This window comes from Chryseobacterium sp. c4a (genome assembly GCF_009900745.1).
Lineage (GTDB): Bacteria > Bacteroidota > Bacteroidia > Flavobacteriales > Weeksellaceae > Chryseobacterium.
On sequence record NZ_WXVU01000001.1, the window covers coordinates 725,068 to 743,401 of the forward strand.

The 18,334-nt window shown below is 33.7% G+C and carries 16 protein-coding genes and 1 pseudogene; 11 read left to right on the forward strand and 6 right to left on the reverse strand.

The window, feature by feature from the left end:
• The first annotated feature begins 420 nt into the window (after positions 1-420).
• Positions 421-1,935: a hypothetical protein gene (locus GTR01_RS03385; protein ID WP_160136446.1), complete on the forward strand. Its 1,515-nt coding sequence runs from the start codon at positions 421-423 to the stop codon at positions 1,933-1,935.
• A gap of 71 nt (positions 1,936-2,006) precedes the next feature.
• Here GTR01_RS03385 and GTR01_RS03390 read toward each other — a convergent pair whose 3' ends face one another.
• Together GTR01_RS03390 and GTR01_RS03395 are read right to left on the reverse strand one after the other, a co-directional pair.
• The gene (locus GTR01_RS03390; protein WP_160136447.1) at positions 2,007-2,180 is read right to left on the reverse strand and encodes a bacteriocin; all 174 of its coding nucleotides are present in this window, start codon (positions 2,178-2,180) and stop codon (positions 2,007-2,009) included.
• A 110-nt stretch (positions 2,181-2,290) separates the two neighbouring features.
• Positions 2,291-2,587, reverse strand: a complete 297-nt coding sequence (locus tag GTR01_RS03395; RefSeq protein WP_160136448.1) for a TM2 domain-containing protein — start codon at positions 2,585-2,587, stop codon at positions 2,291-2,293.
• Between the two features lie 150 nt (positions 2,588-2,737).
• Here GTR01_RS03395 and lptB point away from each other — a divergent pair.
• Positions 2,738-3,463, forward strand: a pseudogene (gene lptB, locus GTR01_RS03400) (LPS export ABC transporter ATP-binding protein); the annotation flags it as partial.
• A 399-nt stretch (positions 3,464-3,862) separates the two neighbouring features.
• Here lptB and GTR01_RS03405 read toward each other — a convergent pair.
• Together GTR01_RS03405 and hmpA are read right to left on the reverse strand one after the other, a co-directional pair.
• Positions 3,863-4,306, reverse strand: a complete 444-nt coding sequence (locus GTR01_RS03405) for an RrF2 family transcriptional regulator (RefSeq protein ID WP_160136450.1) — start codon at positions 4,304-4,306, stop codon at positions 3,863-3,865.
• Between the two features lie 6 nt (positions 4,307-4,312).
• Positions 4,313-5,512: an NO-inducible flavohemoprotein gene (gene hmpA / locus GTR01_RS03410; RefSeq protein ID WP_160136451.1), complete on the reverse strand. Its 1,200-nt coding sequence runs from the start codon at positions 5,510-5,512 to the stop codon at positions 4,313-4,315.
• 247 nt (positions 5,513-5,759) lie between these two features.
• On the opposite strand from hmpA, the gene GTR01_RS03415 reads away from it, so the two are divergent.
• Entirely contained in the window at positions 5,760-7,487 is a 1,728-nt protein-coding gene (locus tag GTR01_RS03415; RefSeq protein WP_160136649.1) for an ABC transporter ATP-binding protein, read from the forward strand.
• Positions 7,488-7,529: 42 nt separating this feature from the next.
• Complete coding sequence (locus GTR01_RS03420) at positions 7,530-8,483, forward strand: helix-turn-helix transcriptional regulator (protein ID WP_160136452.1); 954 nt, start codon at positions 7,530-7,532, stop codon at positions 8,481-8,483.
• Positions 8,484-8,559: 76 nt separating this feature from the next.
• On the opposite strand, the gene GTR01_RS03425 is transcribed toward GTR01_RS03420, so the two are convergent.
• Complete coding sequence (locus GTR01_RS03425) at positions 8,560-9,051, reverse strand: DinB family protein (protein ID WP_160136453.1); 492 nt, start codon at positions 9,049-9,051, stop codon at positions 8,560-8,562.
• A 174-nt stretch (positions 9,052-9,225) separates the two neighbouring features.
• Between GTR01_RS03425 and GTR01_RS03430 the strand changes: the two genes are divergently transcribed.
• The 6 genes from GTR01_RS03430 to GTR01_RS03455 all read left to right on the forward strand — a co-directional run bounded on the left by GTR01_RS03430 (position 9,226) and on the right by GTR01_RS03455 (position 16,377).
• Complete coding sequence (locus GTR01_RS03430) at positions 9,226-9,810, forward strand: hypothetical protein (RefSeq protein ID WP_160136454.1); 585 nt, start codon at positions 9,226-9,228, stop codon at positions 9,808-9,810.
• 325 nt (positions 9,811-10,135) lie between these two features.
• A complete protein-coding gene (locus tag GTR01_RS03435) occupies positions 10,136-12,550 on the forward strand; it encodes a TonB-dependent receptor plug domain-containing protein (protein WP_160136455.1) in 2,415 nt (804 codons plus the stop codon).
• Between the two features lie 145 nt (positions 12,551-12,695).
• Entirely contained in the window at positions 12,696-13,265 is a 570-nt protein-coding gene (locus tag GTR01_RS03440) for a cob(I)yrinic acid a,c-diamide adenosyltransferase (RefSeq protein ID WP_160136456.1), read from the forward strand.
• Positions 13,255-13,884, forward strand: coding sequence for a thiamine diphosphokinase (locus GTR01_RS03445; RefSeq protein WP_160136457.1), 630 nt, complete (start codon positions 13,255-13,257; stop codon positions 13,882-13,884). Before GTR01_RS03440 ends, GTR01_RS03445 begins: the two co-directional genes overlap by 11 nt.
• Positions 13,885-13,984: 100 nt before the next feature.
• Entirely contained in the window at positions 13,985-14,860 is an 876-nt protein-coding gene (locus GTR01_RS03450; RefSeq protein ID WP_160136458.1) for a tyrosine-protein phosphatase, read from the forward strand.
• Positions 14,861-14,982: 122 nt separating this feature from the next.
• Positions 14,983-16,377 carry an arginine decarboxylase gene (locus GTR01_RS03455; RefSeq protein ID WP_160136459.1) on the forward strand — a complete coding sequence of 465 codons (1,395 nt, stop codon included), beginning with the start codon at positions 14,983-14,985 and terminating at the stop codon, positions 16,375-16,377.
• Positions 16,378-16,490: 113 nt separating this feature from the next.
• Here the strand turns inward: GTR01_RS03455 and GTR01_RS03460 are convergent, their stop codons facing one another.
• A complete protein-coding gene (locus GTR01_RS03460) occupies positions 16,491-17,150 on the reverse strand; it encodes an HAD family hydrolase (protein WP_160136460.1) in 660 nt (219 codons plus the stop codon).
• Between the two features lie 318 nt (positions 17,151-17,468).
• Here GTR01_RS03460 and speB point away from each other — a divergent pair, with 318 nt between their 5' ends.
• A complete protein-coding gene (speB, locus tag GTR01_RS03465; RefSeq protein ID WP_160136461.1) occupies positions 17,469-18,326 on the forward strand; it encodes an agmatinase in 858 nt (285 codons plus the stop codon).
• The last annotated feature ends 8 nt before the right edge of the window (positions 18,327-18,334 follow it).

An 18,334-nucleotide genomic window follows, 5' to 3' on the forward strand; every position in this document is an offset into this window, starting at 1 on the left:
CTATTTATCATCTACACAGATATTGGTAGGGCATAGGTACCAACCAGCCGGACATTTGTCATGTGAATCAGGAAAACGAATATTTCCGCCATTGATATCCTTCAACTCTTTTTTGCTTCAATTTTTATACTAATTATTTTTTTGGTTTGTTGTGATCTAAGGTGATAAAAAATATCACATAGCTTTAAAATATTTGTCTTTTTACAAAAAATGGATTTATGGTCAAATTTTATTATCATTGCACAGGAATTTCAACAGGTCATCATGAAAAATAATGATAAGGAGTTCCGATGTAAGCTGGACAGCACAAAACCAGATCATTTTTCTTAAACAGTTTTATACCTATTGGTCTTTTTCAGGATTTATGATTTTAGAAAAGACCTTGTTACAGCTATCAATAAAATATAATATAATAAGCCAATGAATATCACTCTTAAAGAACATTATAGAAAACCGATTCAGTATGTATTAGGGATTTTATCTGTAATATATCTTTGTTTTATATGTATTTATAGTGTTGATCAATTTGATTTGGGCTTCATTCCCTCCATTGTAGGAAGATTGCAGCAAGGGCAGGAAATGTATAAGGATTTTGATTATATACGTCCTTTTTTCACTTTGATATTCTGGGATTGTTTGCTTAAATGGATTCCTGCCAATTCACCATACTTTATTTTGATTTGCAGAGTCTTTTTTATAATGCAATGTTTTGCTACTACTTTAATTTTTCAGAAACTTCTTTTTGATAAAATCAGATATGAGCTCAGTTTCCTTTTTGTGATCTGTTTCATGCATGTATTTCCAATTATGCCATGGCATACTGTAGACGGGATATTCTTTGGAACTATTTCCCTTTATTTTTATAAAAGAAAATGGTTGTTGAGTACACTGGTATTTCTTGGCATAACGGCACTTACCAAACAATCTTTCTTTATCTTTAGTTTTGGCTTGTCTCTTTTTGTATTTTGGGATATTTTTAGAAAAAGAACCTTCATCCGAAAAGATATCGTTGTTGCTGGGATCTCATTTTTGCTATTACTCTTTGCTGTTTTTCAGTATCATATTATTGAAAACTTTACCTCATTTTGGCATCTGGTTTTTAATACTTCAATAGCATCAAGCTTCTATGATAGTAGTATTGCGCCTTACTTATTTAAAAGCAAATGGCAATCTGCAATCCTGATCTGTTTTTTAATCATTATTTATTTTGCTAAGATTAAAAAAGAAGTCTTTGAGTATATTTTGCTCATACTATTTCCTGTTTTGGTCATTTATCCATTGTTTAATCATGGAGGTTATATAGGTATTAATACTTTATTTTTAGTGCTGGGAGTTCTGTTTTTAAAGTACTCACCTCATGAAAAAAATGTATTCTTTTTGTTATTTTTAGGTTGGACTTCCACAATATCATGGGGAGCAAATACACCCACTTTCTTTGTCTTTATCCTTATGATTAAATTTCTGGAAGACAAAACCCGTTTCTTTTGGAGTTTATGGTTAGTATCTTTAAGCTCGTTCTTACTGATCAGACTAAATTATCCTTATTTCTCTGAGAATGTATTTTCTTCTCGCTATATTTTTGTAAAAGATATTCCTGCCGTTTCCGGATTATGGATCTCAGAACAAGAATATGAATATATTGTAGAAGCTGAAAATCTTGAAAAAGAATATCCTTACATTATATTCCTACCAGGTTCTCCATTATTAGACGTGATTAATGGAAAATATCTGGATAGGGCATCCTGGGAAATGGATGTGGAATATCCGACATGGAAGACTGATCTGCCTAAACTTAAAGCCCATACCTTTGCAGTAGATGAAAAGAAATTTTCCCTTTTTAAAGATGGATTTTATAAAAGTTCATTTACAGTGGAGGTTATGAAAAATAAAAAGATCATTAAGAAAACAAAACATTTTGTTATTTATGGAGAATAATAAATACCTTAGTTAGTTTTTGTGATAACTCAAAATAAAAAAAGGCTGTTCTTATGGGAACAGCCTTTTTCTTATCCAAAGCAGAATGAGTCTTTTGGATTAATGGGCTTATTTCCTCCATCATCAAAAATGCAAACATTGGTAGGACAAAGATACCATCCTGGCATGCAATTACCATAATCATCAGGATATCCAACAAACCCACCATTAATTTTCTTTAGATCTTTTTTAGTTAATTTTTTCATGATAAATTTTGTATTAATTTGTAATTCTAAAATAATTAATATTTATCACAAAAGGTTGATTTTTTGTTGAAAACTAATTTTTAAGATGTTTTTAAATGATGATATTGTTTTTATAACCAGCTTTTTCTTCCGTATACATAAGTATCATCAAACTGTTTGTCGCTCATAAATAAATAGAGAATCCCTTCAATAAAAGGAATAACGGAAGCAACACCACAAGTCACTATATTCAGAACTAACTGAATGATACCTTCCTTAGTATACCCGAGGTAAAATTTATTTAAAGCCAACCAACCTACAAGAATTCCTAATAAGGCAGCAGGAATTTTTTTTTCTGAACGGTAAGGCATATTGTTCTGCTGCTGGTTTCCTGTACCTTCTGTTTTGGTATAACCGTAATTTTCCATTTCTTAATGTTTGTAATTGATTTTGTATAGTATAAGTAGTTTGAAATGATGGAAAGTTACAAGAGATTGAAAGTGAACAAGTTTAGATTCCTGATAAACAAAGTTTATATTGGTAATAAAGAAAGTTTATATTTTTGATATATTTGCCTTATGATTTTACGAGGAGAAAACTTAATCAAAGAATACGGTCCTAAAAAAGTTGTAAAAGGCGTTTCTGTACAGGTTCAGCAGGGAGAAATTGTTGGTTTGCTTGGTCCTAACGGAGCAGGAAAGACTACATCGTTTTATATGATCGTAGGATTGGTTAAGCCCACTTCAGGAAAAATATTTCTGGATAAACAGGAAATTACTACCGATGCAATGTACCGAAGAGCTCAAAAAGGGATTGGTTATCTGGCACAGGAAGCTTCCGTTTTCAGAAAATTGTCTGTAGAGGAAAATATTATGGGAGTATTGCAGTTGACAAAACTTTCTAAGCGTGAGCAGCAAATTAAATGTGATGAGCTGATTGAGGAATTTTCTTTACAACACGTTCGTAAAAACAGAGGAGATCTTCTTTCCGGAGGAGAGAGACGTAGAACGGAAATTGCCCGTTGTTTGGCAACAAGTCCCAACTTTATCCTTCTAGATGAGCCTTTTGCAGGAGTAGACCCAATTGCGGTAGAAGATATCCAAAAAATTGTAAGAAGTCTGGTAGATAAAAATATCGGAATTTTGATTACCGATCACAACGTACAACAAACGCTTGCGATTACCAACAAAACATATATTATGTTTGAAGGAAAGATCCTTAAAGAAGGACTTCCGGAAGATCTAGCCAATGATCCACAGGTAAGAGAAGCTTATCTGGGGGAAAACTTCGTATATCAAAGCATTTTAGACAAACCTAAAAAGAAAAAATACGCGTACAATATCTGGGCAGGTAATTTTGATTCCAAAGCTCACTTACAGGGATTTGTTGATGAAAATTTCAAGGAATATGATAATCTGAGACTGATGTATGGTTTTGAAGATGTCAGTTTTGCTTCATTAGGTAACTCAGAGATTGAGCATATCTTTAGTGAGGTAGTGGATAAAAATGCAAACAACTCATTTGTTTTTCAGAAAAAAGAAATCAATTCACAATATAGCCTGGAGCAGGCGGAGGCAGAATCTAAAAAAGTAAGCCACCCGGAATTGCATTATCTTACGACATATATGTATGAAGGATAATCGATATTGAATAGGGGGACTAAAAGTGTTACCGGTTGCAGCATGACTTCTTGGTGGAAACAATCATGAATCAACTTTTTTAGAATCGAATATGATTTCCCAATTATTAAAAGCAAGATCAGATAAATAATGTTGATTCATACTGCTTATAAACGCTTGATAAGCAGTGTCTAAAAAAGATTTCAATTTACAATTGTATGAAACAAATACACAGGGCTTCGAAATACAATTGATAATAGGAGTATCATCTTGTTCTAATAGATCTATAAGACTGCCCAGTCCTGTTGTATTAGCCTTCTCAGAAATAGTTATTCCTCCACTCTTTCCTCTTTTGGTAATTACTAGATTGTTTTGAGCCAGAAATTGAACCACCTTAATAAGATGATTACGGGATATGTTCATTTTTTCTGATAATTGATCTAAAGAGCAAGAGATTCCTGTCTTATTATTTTGATTCAGATATATTAAAACCCGCAAACTATAATCTGTAAAGTGGTTCAGTTTCATTGATGATTAATTAAAATGGAGTAATTGAGGGCCGAATTCTTCATAAAGGATATTTTCTTTGCCAATACCAAGCTCTATTAAAGAATTGTATTGTGCTTTTATAAAAGCTTCGGGCCCACAAATATAATACTTTGCCTTATCAATCAGAATTTCCTCTTTAATTTTGTGTAAATCAATTCTTCCCTTTTTTATCGTTTCAGAATCTCGATCAATTGTTTCATAAAAAAAGTGAGTTGTTAACCATAGATTGTTTTTGTTGAGATCTTCAATATGATCTCTGAATGCATGTACTTTTTCGTCTCTACAGCTATGAAGCCAGATGATTGTATTGTTCTGCAACGTTTTCTTTTTCGTCTCCAACATGCTTAATAATGGAGTAGCACCTATCCCTCCACTAATTAATACTAACGGATCTTCTGAAATTGGATCTGCATAGAAAATACCTGCAGGAGCACTTACCCATATATCATCACCAATATTTTTCTGATGAAGCGTGTTGGATACCATACCGTCCGGAAAGTCCTTATTGTTTTCTTTTTTTACAGAAATTCTATAATAATCCGGGGAGAATGCAGATGATAAACTATATTGCCTTGGCTGCTCATGCCCCAATGAAGGAATGAATATTTTTACAGAAATAAATTGTCCAGGAAGATATTCTGCTATTGCTTTGTTGTCTTTTGGTTTTAGATAAAAAGATTTTATTTCTGTACTTTCTTCTATGATATCTGCAATGATGAATTCTCTCCAACCTTTCCAACCTCCATTTTTGTTCAATGTTGATTGGTATAGATCATTTTCAATGGAAATCATCACTTGTGCCAGCTCATTATAGGCTTGCGTCCATGCTTCAATAAGTTCAGTATTTGCCGCTTCTCCAAGTACTTCCTGTATGGATGAGATCAAATGTAATCCCACAATTTCGTATTGATCTGGTGTGATGTTTAAACTTACATGTTTATTTCCGATAGATTTTAATGCATTAATGAGAACCTCTGGGTTTTCAATATTTTCTGCATAGGCAAGGACGGCTCCAGCTAATGCATTTTGTTGTTTACCACTAACCTGATTACCCATATTGAAGATATTTTTTAATTCAGGATTATGTTTAAACATTCTGGTATAAAAATGTTTTGTCAGATCTGTTCCGTTACTTTTTAAAATTGGAACTGTTGTTTTTACGAGTTCTTTTTGTTTTGTATTCATTTGCTTTTTTTTATTGATGTAACAAATGTACAAAAAATATTTAATTGTTGTATTTAAAATACAACAATTAAATATTTCGATTTATAAACAATAAGAAATAGGTTTAATTTGTTTTTTATAGGTTGTTTTTGAAAAAAGGGTTAATTTTACTTAACATCATTTCCCTATGGCAAAACCATTCAACAGAACAGTTACTTTATTTGGGATTTATAAGCAGCTAGTTCCATTCATCAGACCTTATCGATTAATGATCTACGGAACTTTGTTTCTAACTTTTCTTGGTGCTCTGGCAGCACAAGTGAACCCGATCGTCCTTAAATATACAGTAGATGAGGTGACCAAACTAACCCATCTTCCCCATCCAATGACTGAAGGGATTCATATTTTGATCATCATTTCTATTATTTTGCTAGGAAAGGAACTGTTGAATATTTTCATCAACTTCGGACAGAAATTTTATGGTGAAAAAATCAGGATTAATGTCAGCTCTGTTCTTGCACAATCTGCTATTGATAAGATTTTGACCTATCGGGTAGCTTACTTTAATGATGAAAACCATGAGTCCGGGAAATTACAGATCAGGATAGACCGTGGTATTGAAAGTTTGACCAAGTTGGTACAGAATTTTTTCATTGATATTCTTCCTCTTTTTTCCAACGCGATTATTGCACTCATCATCATGTATATGCAGAATGTATATGTGGGATTAGTTTCTACGATTATTGTTCCGATCTATTTTTACATCAGCTCACTGCAGGCTAAGAAACTGAGTGGTGTGCGAAGACAACTTAGGAATCGACGAGAGAAAAAAACTTCAGGACTTTTGAATCTTGTTAATTCTATTATGGTGATTAAAAGTTTTGTCCGTGAAAAATTCGAAGGTAAAAAACAATATGACCTTCAGATGCAGCTGATGGAAAGCCAAATGTTTACAAGAAGAACCAATTTTATTTATGATGGTTTAAAGACTTTCATCGAACAGTTTGGAGTTGTTTTAATTATTCTTTTAACCGTTTATTTGGTACTGGATCAACAAATGACCATTGGTGCTATTATGCTTCATATTATGCTTTTTAACAACGTATCTGCGCCTATCCGTCAATTGCACAGGATTTATGATGATATGAACGATGCAATGATCTATGCTGAAGGCTATTTTGAGATTCTTAATGCTGATGATGAAACAGAGCCTAATGGCAATTTTGTAGAAAAAGATATTAAAGGCAATTTTGAGCTTAAAAATGTAAATTTTGCTTATCCTAACGGAACCCATGCCCTACATGATGTTTCCATGAAAATTGAAAACGGAAAAACTACAGCACTGGTTGGATTAAGTGGAGCCGGAAAATCAACAGTGATCAATCTTTTATGTAAATTTTATCTTCCCAATTCAGGTGAAATTCTTTTGGATGGAGTAAACTTAAATGAATATGATAATACCTTTTTGAGAAGTGACCTTGGGCTTGTTCTTCAGAAAAACCATATTTTTCAAGGGAGCATTGAGGATAATATTCGTTATGGAGATATGAATGCAAGTTTTGAAGAAATTCAAGCTGCAGCTAAAAAAGCATATCTTCATGATCAGATTATGGATCTTCCTACAGGTTATCAACATGATGCTACTCAGCTTTCAGGGGGACAACAACAGAGAATTGCGATTGCAAGACTGTTTCTAAAGAATCCTCCTATCATATTCCTTGATGAGCCCACAGCCAGTCTGGATGCGATTGCTACCGAACAAATCAAAAACTCATTAGATGCCATTAAAGAGGGAAGAACTGTTATTATTATTTCTCACTCATTATCTCAGATTTTAGATTCAGATACAATTTATGTTATGAAAAAAGGAAGAGTTGTAGAAAATGGAACTCATGATGAATTGTACAATAGGGAAGGAACCTATCGTGAAATTTTTGATGCTTCAGCTCGAAGCTTAAATCTAGATAAATTGGTGAATACTCTTAAAGAAAATTAATATTTTTGCTCACTTACGACCTCAGCCAGCAACTGCCACTCCATGAATGATCACTATCTAAAAAAACTCGACCGCGTAACCGCTATTCTTACTCAGCTTCAATCTAAATCTTTAGTAAGAGCTCAGGATTTGGCTGAAAAATTTGATGTTAGCATCAGAACTATTTATAGGGATGTTAAAACCTTAGAAAATGCAGGAATTCCGATTGTTGGAGAAGCAGGAAACGGATATTCTTTGATGGATGGCTATAAACTTCCGCCAATCATGTTTACCAAGGAAGAAGTTTTGAGTTTTATTACAGCAGAGAAGTTAATGCAAAAGTTCTCCCATCAAAGTTTGGGGAATCATTATCAAACAGCCATGGAAAAGGTACGCTCAGTATTGAGACATTCTGATAAAAATCTGATTCAGAATATTGAAAAGCAGATTGATGTTTTTAATTTTTACAATCAAAAACCAGATGATTCCCTAAAGAACGTCATTCCCATTATTTTGGAAAGTATTGCAGAGAAAACTCAATTGAATATTGAATATCAAACAGTAGATTCAAGAGTGACAAACAGAACCATTGAAGCTGTTGGGATTTTCTTTGAATTTAATTTCTGGTATATCATGGCTTACTGTACACTGAGAAAGGATTTCAGACAGTTCAGGATAGATAGGATTCTGCAGATTTCCAAAACACAGACTCCTTTTTTACAGGAATATGGTCAGATCAACGACTACAGAAAGTCACATGGAAATAAAGTTAAGGCTAAATTGTTGGTTGATAAAAAAATAATGGCCCATCTTGTCAATTCTAAAAAATACTATGGATTGATTGAAGAAGTGGAAACAGATCAAGGGATGGAGCTTACTTTTGAAACAGAATGGATCAATGATGGATTTCCCCGTTGGGTCATCACTTTTGCAGATTATGCCACAATTCTTGAGCCGGAAAGTCTTCGGACAAGAATGAATGAACTTCTTGTTAAAATGATGGGAAGACATCAATAAAAACCTCAGCAGAAAGCTGCTGAGGTGGATTGACTTTTATTGGCAAATAGATGAAATGGTTTTTTAAGACTTTTTATTAAAATCTCTCCCAGAAAAATGGCGGCTCAATACCTAATGCTCTTAAATAAACATATCCCTGTGCGCGGTGATGAATTTCGTTGTCTACGAAATAAAGGATATTCTCATATACCGGAAATTCATATTCTCCGAATAAGTTGAAGGTCTCCTGGAAACGTTCTTCAGAGATTTGTCCGAAATAATGATTGATTACTTCAGTCTCTTCATCCCATTTTTTTAGAATTTCCTCTTTAGAAGTCGGATTAAAAGCTTTTTCATTGTAAGCTTCCATCTGATTTTCAACGATTCCCTTTAAAGCAGCTCCTCCAATCATGATGAGTTCTACTGCCATTTTAGAGAAAGGTCTCATTCCACCAATAGAAAATTCAAATAATTCTTTTTCAGGAAAAGCTTCAATAACTCTTCTTGTAAGGTTTCTGTGTCCCTGCCAGTCTTTTAATAATTGCTCAGTAGTCATGAATTGCTGGGTTGCTGTTGCTGTAGTTGCCATAATGTATCGGTTTTGTTTGTTATTGTTGATACAAAGGTAACCATGAGTGGTGACAACAGTTTGTCAGTAGGATTTTTGATGCTGAAAAAATATTTTATTTCTTTGCTAAAATATTGAGGTATACTTTTCCGTTAAAGAGAAGTATATTAGTAAAGAAAATGATTATTTAGAATTATGAAGAAGTATATTTTGCCTGTTATCACCACTTTTTTATTAGTATCATGTAATAAAATTGAAGAGAAAATTGACCAGACGGTTCAGGAAACCAAGGAAAAGGTACAACAGAAGGCTCAGCAAGCAGTAGAAGAAACTGTTCAGAAAACAGTGAACGAATCTATTAATTCACTGACCAATTCCGAGGATGTGAAATTCAGTAAAGTTTTTCCTAATGTAGGATCTGAAGTAATCTCAGAAGAAAAAGGGAAAAAAATAAAGCTTCCAACAGGTACCGAAGGCTATATCTTTAAGTACAAAGCAGACATTGCAGTATTGCTTCCTCTTTTAGAAAAACAGGCCACTTCAAATGAAGAGAAATCGGATAAAACAGCTAGAAAAATTGACGGACAAACCATTATCAATAAAATAAGTCTTCTTTCAAAATTTCTTCCTGATAATACTTTTGATACAAGCTTTTTAGAAGATATAAAAACGGATAAAAGTATTCAGTATTATAAACTGAAAAGATTTCCAAACAGCAGTACAATTATCTTCAATCCCAAAAACAAGACCATCATACAGTATGTAGAGGTAAATAAATAATTTGGATATGGCCGGTTTCTCCCGGCCATTTTTTATACCCAGTCATTACGAGACATGGGTGAGGTAATTTCAACCTATTGAAATTATTTATCAGAAAGAATAAAATAATGCTTTTTTGCAATATCAGTTAAATATTTTTCATATAGAAAAGAAAATTGTTGCTATGTTTCTTTTTTAGAGTGCTAATAAGCTATTTTATACTTTATTTTATATTTGTGAATTAGTAACATTTTCTTGTTTATGTGATGAATTTTTTATTTTTAATTTAATTTTCATGTTTAATATTAAGTATTTTTATAAATTTATTTAATTATTAATACTTGACATGAAAAATAAAATCTTTAAAAAAAAAATCTGCGCATTAGTATTAAGCGGAGCTGGTACTATGGCATTTGCTCAGGAAACTGTAAAAGAAAACAGTATAGATGAAGTTGTGGTTACTACGGGTAGAACTAAACCCAGAACCATAATTACCTCTGCAATTCCTATTGATAATATTTCGGCTGTACAGCTAAAATCCACGGGGCAGGTTACTTTTGATAAAGCTTTGACATATGCTGTACCCTCTTTCAACTCATCACAGCAAACCGTTTCTGATGCAACGGCTCATTTTGATCCGGCAGATTTAAGAGGATTAGGGCCATCCAGAACATTAGTTTTAGTCAACAATAAAAGAAAAAATCAAAGTGCTTTAATTTATGTAAATGATACGCCAGGAAAAGGAGAGGTAGGTACAGATCTGAAAAGCATTCCATCAGCAGCCTTACAGAATGTAGAGGTATTGAGAGACGGTGCCTCTGCACAATACGGCTCTGATGCTATTGCAGGAGTGATTAATATTATTCTTAAGAATAGTGTTGGAAAAAGTACAGTCAATCTTTTTTCAGGTATTACGTCAGAAGGAGACGGCTTTAATATCGGAGCAGACTTTAACACAGGTATCAGAGTGGCGAAAAATGGAAGTTTAAATCTTACTTTGGGATATTCTTCTCAAAATAAAACTAACCGTGCAGGCTCTATTACAAAAGATGAACTTTTCGGGGTAGATAATGCCTGGACGCAAGCTCATCCTGGCTTAGGAATGATTATAGGCCAGCCGGAGACAAAAGTGGCTAATATGTTTGTCAATTTTGAATTACCAACAAGTGAAACAGGTAAATTTTATGCTTTTGGTGGTACAACTTATAGGAATGGAACCAGTTATGCTCTGTATAGAACACCCTACTGGGTCGCTTCAGATTTTGGTTTGTTAACTCCAAAAGGACAACCTTACAATGGATTTCAGCCTGAATTTAAAACAGATGTTTATGATTATAATTTAACCTCCGGATGGAAAGGCATGTTGGGAAAATGGAGTTTTGATGGGAGTGCAACCTTTGGCTCTAATGCGGTAAATTATGTTGTAAACACCATAAATACATCTTTGGGGGCAAATTCACCAACCCGTTTTAAAGCAGGTGGTCATCAATTTAGTAATATTATAGGGAACATAGATATCAACCGGGATTTTGGAGCAGTTGTTTTAGGAGCTGGAGTGGAAGTGCGCAATGAAAACTACCAGGCAACCGCAGGAGAGGAAGCATCTTATATTGGAAGTGGTGCAGAATCATTTCCAGGACTGCAGCCACAAAATGAAATCAATAAAAATCGCCAGAATATTGGAGCCTATATAAATGCTGAATGGGATGTTACGAAAAACTTTCTAGTCGGAGGAACTGTGAGGTATGAAAACTTCAGTGATTTTGGAAATAATGTTTCCTGGAAAGTAAATGCAAGATATAAGTTGCTGGATGATAAATTAGTTTTCCGAGGGTCTGTTTCTACAGGATTTCGAGCCCCTTCATTACACCAAATTTATTATTCCAATGTTCAAACCAAAATTACAGGAAATACTGTAGCTAACCAAGGTACCTTTAATAACGACTCTCAAATTGTAAAATCTGATCTTGGTGTCCCCAAATTAAATGCTGAAAAAGCCTTTAACATTACTGGAGGATTTGCCATAAAACCTATTAAAAACCTTACTATTACAGCAGATTATTACAGAATAAAAATTAAAGACCGTGTACTTTTCTCAGGAGATATTGGTTATAAAACCGGATCTCCGGGTAGTCCGGATGTTACAAACCCTGTGGAAGTAATATTAAACAATAATAAAATAACCTCTTTGAAGTTTTTTACCAATGCAGTAAATACAGTTACTGAGGGGGTAGATTTCGTAGCTAATTATACTTCCGCTATAGGTAAAGGAAGATTGGGAATTATTGCTGCCTTCAATTATAACGAGACAAAAATAGTAGATAATATTGCTGTTCCACCTATTTTGGCTGCAAATGGTTACTCGGAAAACTTTTTTGATAGAAAAGAACAATCCAGAATTATCTCCGCAAGACCAAAAACAAAAACAATTCTTAGTCTTTCGTATGATATTTCAAAGTTTAATTTTAACCTTAATAATACTTACTTTGGTTCTGTTACATGGCAGCATGCCACTGATCCTGCCAAAGATCAGACATTTTCTGGTAAGGTAATTACAGATATTGTTTTAACATATAAAATCACGAAAGACCTTAAGGTTTCCGGAGTTGTAAATAATTTATTTAATATTTATCCGGATGTTATAGATAGCAAAGGAGATGTAGTAACAGATCTTGGAGGAAGATTCAAATATCCTTGGGAAGTAAATCAGTTTGGATTTAATGGAACCACTTTTCAGCTAAATGTTAATTATACTTTTTAATCTATACTCAAAAGATATAAGATCCTCATCTGTAAATATAAACTGACATTCATTCCGAATGTCAGTTTATTATTTTTCAGATAGAATAGGAAGTTATTGCTACATTTTACTTTTTACATTGTACAAAAAAAGGTATTTTAGTAGTATGAAAATTTATACAAAGACAGGAGATAAAGGTCAGACGGCGCTTTATGGCGGAACAAGAGTTTCCAAAGCCAGTGCAAGAGTTGACAGTTACGGAAATATAGACGAACTGAATTCATTCATAGGAATTGCTAAAAGTCATATTGAAGATGAAGAAGTTTTAAAGCAATTGAAAAAAATCCAGTTCGATTTATTTACCGTAGGTTCAGAAGCTGCAACACCAGTGGATAAACTGATGTTAGCCAATGGAAAATCGCGCCTTCCAATCATCATTTCAGAAACAGAAATTGAAGAATTGGAACAATGGATGGATGCTTTTGATGAAAAATTGGAACCTCTTCAGTATTTTATTCTTCCTGGTGGTGGAAAACCTGCAACATTTTTACATGCAGCAAGAACCATCTGTAGAAGAGCAGAGCGTTCATTGGTATTCTTAAATGAATCTGAAGAAGTGCGTCCTGAATTAATTAAATATTTAAACCGATTATCAGATTATCTTTTCGTACTGGCAAGATATATATCAAAATTAAACAACGAACCGGAAGAATATTGGAATCCGAATGAAAGATAAAACATTGCTTTTCATCAACGGAGAAGCTCCAAAATCCTTTCCGAATCCAGATCATTATGATTTAATTGCTTGTACAGACGGTGCTTTTCATTATTTAAAAAGAATGAATTTTCCGTTAGATAAACTCGATTTTATTTCCGGTGATTTTGATTCTCACTCAGGGTCAGATGAAAATATTTATCAGGAAAAATTTATCCACACTCCGGATCAGAATCATACCGACTTTTATAAAGCTTTGGATATCATTGTTGAAAAGGGTAGTAAGCATGTTGAAGTTTTTGGTGGAAGTGGGGGTGAACAAGATCATTTTTTAGGAAATCTTACGGTTGCTTATGCTTTTAAAGATAAATTGGAAGTGAAATTTTATGATGAACTATCAGAATATTATTTCATTCCTAAAAACTTTACAGTAAAAGGAGTAAAAGATAAGATGGTTTCTTTGTATCCGTTTCCTGCGGCTGAGAATATTACAACAAAAGGACTAAATTGGCCTTTGGATAATGGAAGCCTAAGCATAACTTCAAGAATTGGAACCCGAAACTTTGCCGTTGAAGATGAGGTTTCCATTACCTACGAAAAAGGAGACCTGTTGATTTTTATCGGGAAAAATTATTTGTGATAGAATTTAAATAAAACCCTGCAAATAATTCAATAGGAACGGGCTTTAGCCCGTTCAATAAAAAATAAAAAATTCATTGGCTTTAGCCAAATAAAAAATATTGAATACATTTATCAAAATACCAATAGTTACCATTTCATTATTCTGTATTTTCTCATGTAAAACACAGCATTTTGAAACCCCTGAATATGGTAAAAGTGAAACGGAAAAATCCCTTAAAATCAAAAAAGTTCATAATTTCCGAACGGTAGGAAATATTAAAAATATGGACGGACGAGCTTTAAAAGAAGGAATGTTTTACAGAAGTGCCCATCTTCATAAACTGAAAAAGAAATCTTTTGATGAATTCGGAAAATTGGGAATTGCAGAAATTATAGATTTAAGGAACTCAAAAGAGATTTTTGAGAAACCAGATCATCTTCCCAATGGGATTACCTATAAAAAATATTCAGCTTTTGAAGATGAAGGCGATCAATTGTCACAGGCAAGGAAACTTGTATTGAAAGGAAAGGTGAATGGATCTGATGCTGATAAAAGAATGATCGACTTCTACCGTGAATATGTTACTGAAAATCCGGGAACGATCAAAACGATTATTACAGAGATATTAGAATCTGAAAAACCGATCCTTTATCACTGTACGGCAGGTAAGGACAGAACTGGTATTGTTACTGCTTTAATTCTTACCATACTGAAGTTTGACAGAGCAACTATTTATAATGAATATCTCTTATCGAACAACTTCAGAAAACCCTTAGTAGAGAAAAGATTAAAACTAGCGAATAACTTACATTTCCTTTATCCGAAGATGGATTTACATGTTTTGGAAAAGTTGAGCTGGGTTGAAAAAAGATACCTTGATGCAGCTTTTGGAGAGATCAATAAAAAATATGGTTCTACAGATGCTTATATTCAACAGGTATTAGGTATTTCTGAAACCAAAAGAGAGGGATATATTCAAAAGTTTACGTATTGATTATCAGTAGTAAATTTCTCTAAACAACAATATTGTTGTTTTATTTAAAATTATAATAATTTTAACACCTAAAAATCAAACTTTTTTAGCAATTTTGCATTTCTTAATTCACTTGTTTAGAAATGAAAATAAAGTACTCGGAACTTATTGATCAGACATTATACTTTCCTACGGAGGAATTTAATGTTTCTGAGAACAATTTGTTGTTTCACGACGTTCCACTGATGGACGTAGTTGAACAATTTGGCACTCCGCTAAAGATTAGCTATCTGCCGAGAATTTCTCAAAATATTCAGAAAGCGAAAAGCTGGTTTAAAGAAGCTTTTGAAAAAACTGAATATAAAAAGAGTTATACCTACTGTTATTGTACAAAATCCAGTCATTTCAATTTCGTATTGGAAGAAGCATTGAAGAACGAAATTTCTATTGAAACTTCTTCCGCTTATGATATGGATATTGTAAAATCTCTTTATGAAAAAGGGAAAGTAGATAAAAACATTGAAGTGATCTGTAATGGATTCAAAACTGATGATTATCTGAGTAATATTTCAGATATGATCAATAGTGGTTTTGAAAACATTACTCCAATTCTGGATAATTACCGAGAATTGGATAAACTTACAGAAAGTATTGATTCTACATTCAACATCGGAATCAGAATTGCTTCTGAAGAAGAACCTAAATTCGAATTTTATACCTCAAGATTAGGAATCGGGTATAAAGATATTATTCCTTATTACAGTCAAAAGATCGCTGAGCACCCGAATGCAAGATTGAAAATGCTTCACTTCTTCATTAATACGGGGATCAAGGATACTTCATACTACTGGAATGAATTGTACAAATGTCTTCGTGTATATGCACGTTTGAAGAAAATTGCTCCGGAAGTGGATTCATTGAATATCGGAGGTGGTTTCCCAATCAAAACGTCTTTGAACTTTGATTACGATTACCAATATATGGTAGAGGAAATCGTTTCTCAGATCAAGAAATTCTGTGAAGAGGAAGGAGTAGAAGAACCAAATATCTATACTGAATTCGGAAGTTTTACCGTTGGAGAAAGTGGGGCTAACCTTTATAAAATCATTTCTCAGAAACGTCAGAATGACAGAGAAAAGTGGAATATGATCGATTCTTCTTTCATGACAACTCTTCCTGATACATGGGCGATTTCAAGACACTTTATTATGCTTCCGCTAAACCGTTGGGAAGATACTTATGAAAGAGTATTTTTAGGTGGTTTAACGTGTGATTCAGATGATTATTATAACTCTGAACAGCATACCAACGCTATTTACCTGCCAGTTTTCAGTGATACGAAACCTTTGTATATCGGATTCTTCCATACAGGGGCATATCAGGAAACGATCGGAGGTTATGGTGGAGTTCATCACTGTCTGATGCCTCAGCCGAGACACGTTCTGATCCAGAAAGATGAAAACGGTGAGTTACAATATGAAATTTTCCGTGAAAAGCAGGAACCGGAAGATGTATTGAAACTTCTTGGATACAAATAATTTTGTTATTAATAGAAATGGGCTTTAGCCCGTTCAACAAAAAATAAAATCTATTGGCTTTAGCCAAAACTTAAACAAAATAAAAGCTCTCAGATTCTGAGAGCTTTTATTATTTAAAAATATTTTGAAATTTTATCCAGTTCAAGGTCTTCATAATCTGAAACCACAGTGTCTGCCAGTGTATAATCCTGGTTTTTTGAATGTGGACTTCTGTACGCGGCACAGAAAATTTGTGCTCTGTGGGCAGCCAGAATTCCGTTCGTAGAATCTTCAATCACCATACAGTTTTCAACAGGTTCACCAGCCATCTCAGCTGCCAGGAGAAAAACTTCCGGATGAGGTTTGGATTCCTTTAAATCGGCACCACTAATTTTTCCGCTGAAATATTTTTCCAATCCGAACTTTTCAAACACCATATTGATGGTTGTCATAGTCGCAGAAGAAGCCAGAATGAGTTTAATACCATTTTCATGATAGTGCTGAATCAGGTTTCTTACACCGGGAATCAGATCAAACTCATCATCATTGTAAAAATAATCTTTGAAATGAGATCTTTTGATTCCTGCAATAGACTCGTAAGTCTGATCTAAATTAAATTCCTTAATCAGAGTTTCTGAAACCCTTTTGGTAGATGCTCCCGTAAAAGAGGTGTATAAATCTTCGGAAACTGCAATTTCCAATTCATCAAACGTTTTGAAATAGGCTTTTCTATGTAAGGGTTCTGTATCTACAATTACCCCATCCATATCGAAAAGAACAGCTTTTAAAGACATATATTAAGTTTTACACAAAAATAGGAATTTGAGTTGAAAGGGGAAAGCTCAATAAAGCAGGAAGTCTGAAGAGGGAAGCTGGAAGTTATTGTAGAGTAAGTTTTACTATAACTTTGATAAATAAATTGAAAAAAAATTAATAAAATGGAATTGAAATTCTTTTCTTGAGCTTCATGACTTCCTACTTCCAGCCTCCAGCTTCCTGACAAATATTAAAGGATAATTATCATCTACAAACTCTCCCAGCTCTTACTCTCCAACTCACAAACTCTTCGTATCTTTGCGATTAATTACAACATTAAAATTTTTAAATAAAGCATGAAAACATACGCAGGAATTCCAGAGGAAAACGCAACGTTGGAGAATTCGAAAGTAATGTTGGTAACAGTTCCTTACGATGGAACTTCAACATGGGGAAAAGGAGCTGATAAAGGTCCTGAATTATTCCTAGACGCTTCTGAAAACATGGAACTTTATGACATTGAAACTCAAACTGAGCCTTATCTTCAGGGTGTGTATTTAGCTGGAGAAGTTTCTGAAAACTCTACTCCTGAAGCAATGACAGAAGCTGTTTATCAGAAAACAAAAGAGCTTTTGAATAATGAAGGAAAAGTATTTACTTTATTTGGAGGTGAGCACTCTGTATCTATCGGTTCTATCCGTGCAGTAGGTGAAAAATTTGAGAATCTTACCGTTCTTCAATTAGATGCTCATACAGATCTACGTCCTGAGTTCCACGGTTCTACTTCTAACCACGCTTGTGCAGTGTTTGAAGCTAACCAGAAGCATAACTTAGTTCAGGTGGGAATCCGTTCTATGGATGCTGAGGAAGCTCAATATTTACCGGAAGGTAGAGTATTCTTTGCTCACGAAATCGCTAATAACGAAAACTGGGTAAATGATGTATTGGAAAAAGTTTCAGGAAACGTTTATATCACGATTGACCTTGATGCTTTTGATCCTGCTATTGCTCCATCTACAGGAACTCCTGAGCCAGGGGGATTACAATGGTATCCAACATTGGAATTATTAAGAAAAGTATTTGAGAAATGTAACGTAGTAGCATTTGATATTGTAGAATTAATGGATTCTCCAATGGCTAAGCCAACAGCTTTCCTTGCCGCTAAGCTATATTACAAAATGCTTGCTTATAACGATATTTATAACAACAACTAATATTCCGC

Coding starts and splice junctions, on each gene's coding strand:
- GTR01_RS03385 (WP_160136446.1), top strand. CDS start 421: ATGAATATCACTCTTAAAGAACATTATAGAAAACCGATTCAGTATGTA.
- GTR01_RS03390 (WP_160136447.1), bottom strand. CDS start 2,180: ATGAAAAAATTAACTAAAAAAGATCTAAAGAAAATTAATGGTGGGTTT.
- GTR01_RS03395 (WP_160136448.1), bottom strand. CDS start 2,587: ATGGAAAATTACGGTTATACCAAAACAGAAGGTACAGGAAACCAGCAG.
- GTR01_RS03405 (WP_160136450.1), bottom strand. CDS start 4,306: ATGAAACTGAACCACTTTACAGATTATAGTTTGCGGGTTTTAATATAT.
- hmpA (WP_160136451.1), bottom strand. CDS start 5,512: ATGAATACAAAACAAAAAGAACTCGTAAAAACAACAGTTCCAATTTTA.
- GTR01_RS03415 (WP_160136649.1), top strand. CDS start 5,760: ATGATCTACGGAACTTTGTTTCTAACTTTTCTTGGTGCTCTGGCAGCA.
- GTR01_RS03420 (WP_160136452.1), top strand. CDS start 7,530: ATGAATGATCACTATCTAAAAAAACTCGACCGCGTAACCGCTATTCTT.
- GTR01_RS03425 (WP_160136453.1), bottom strand. CDS start 9,051: ATGGCAACTACAGCAACAGCAACCCAGCAATTCATGACTACTGAGCAA.
- GTR01_RS03430 (WP_160136454.1), top strand. CDS start 9,226: ATGAAGAAGTATATTTTGCCTGTTATCACCACTTTTTTATTAGTATCA.
- GTR01_RS03435 (WP_160136455.1), top strand. CDS start 10,136: ATGAAAAATAAAATCTTTAAAAAAAAAATCTGCGCATTAGTATTAAGC.
- GTR01_RS03440 (WP_160136456.1), top strand. CDS start 12,696: ATGAAAATTTATACAAAGACAGGAGATAAAGGTCAGACGGCGCTTTAT.
- GTR01_RS03445 (WP_160136457.1), top strand. CDS start 13,255: ATGAAAGATAAAACATTGCTTTTCATCAACGGAGAAGCTCCAAAATCC.
- GTR01_RS03455 (WP_160136459.1), top strand. CDS start 14,983: ATGAAAATAAAGTACTCGGAACTTATTGATCAGACATTATACTTTCCT.
- GTR01_RS03460 (WP_160136460.1), bottom strand. CDS start 17,150: ATGTCTTTAAAAGCTGTTCTTTTCGATATGGATGGGGTAATTGTAGAT.
- speB (WP_160136461.1), top strand. CDS start 17,469: ATGAAAACATACGCAGGAATTCCAGAGGAAAACGCAACGTTGGAGAAT.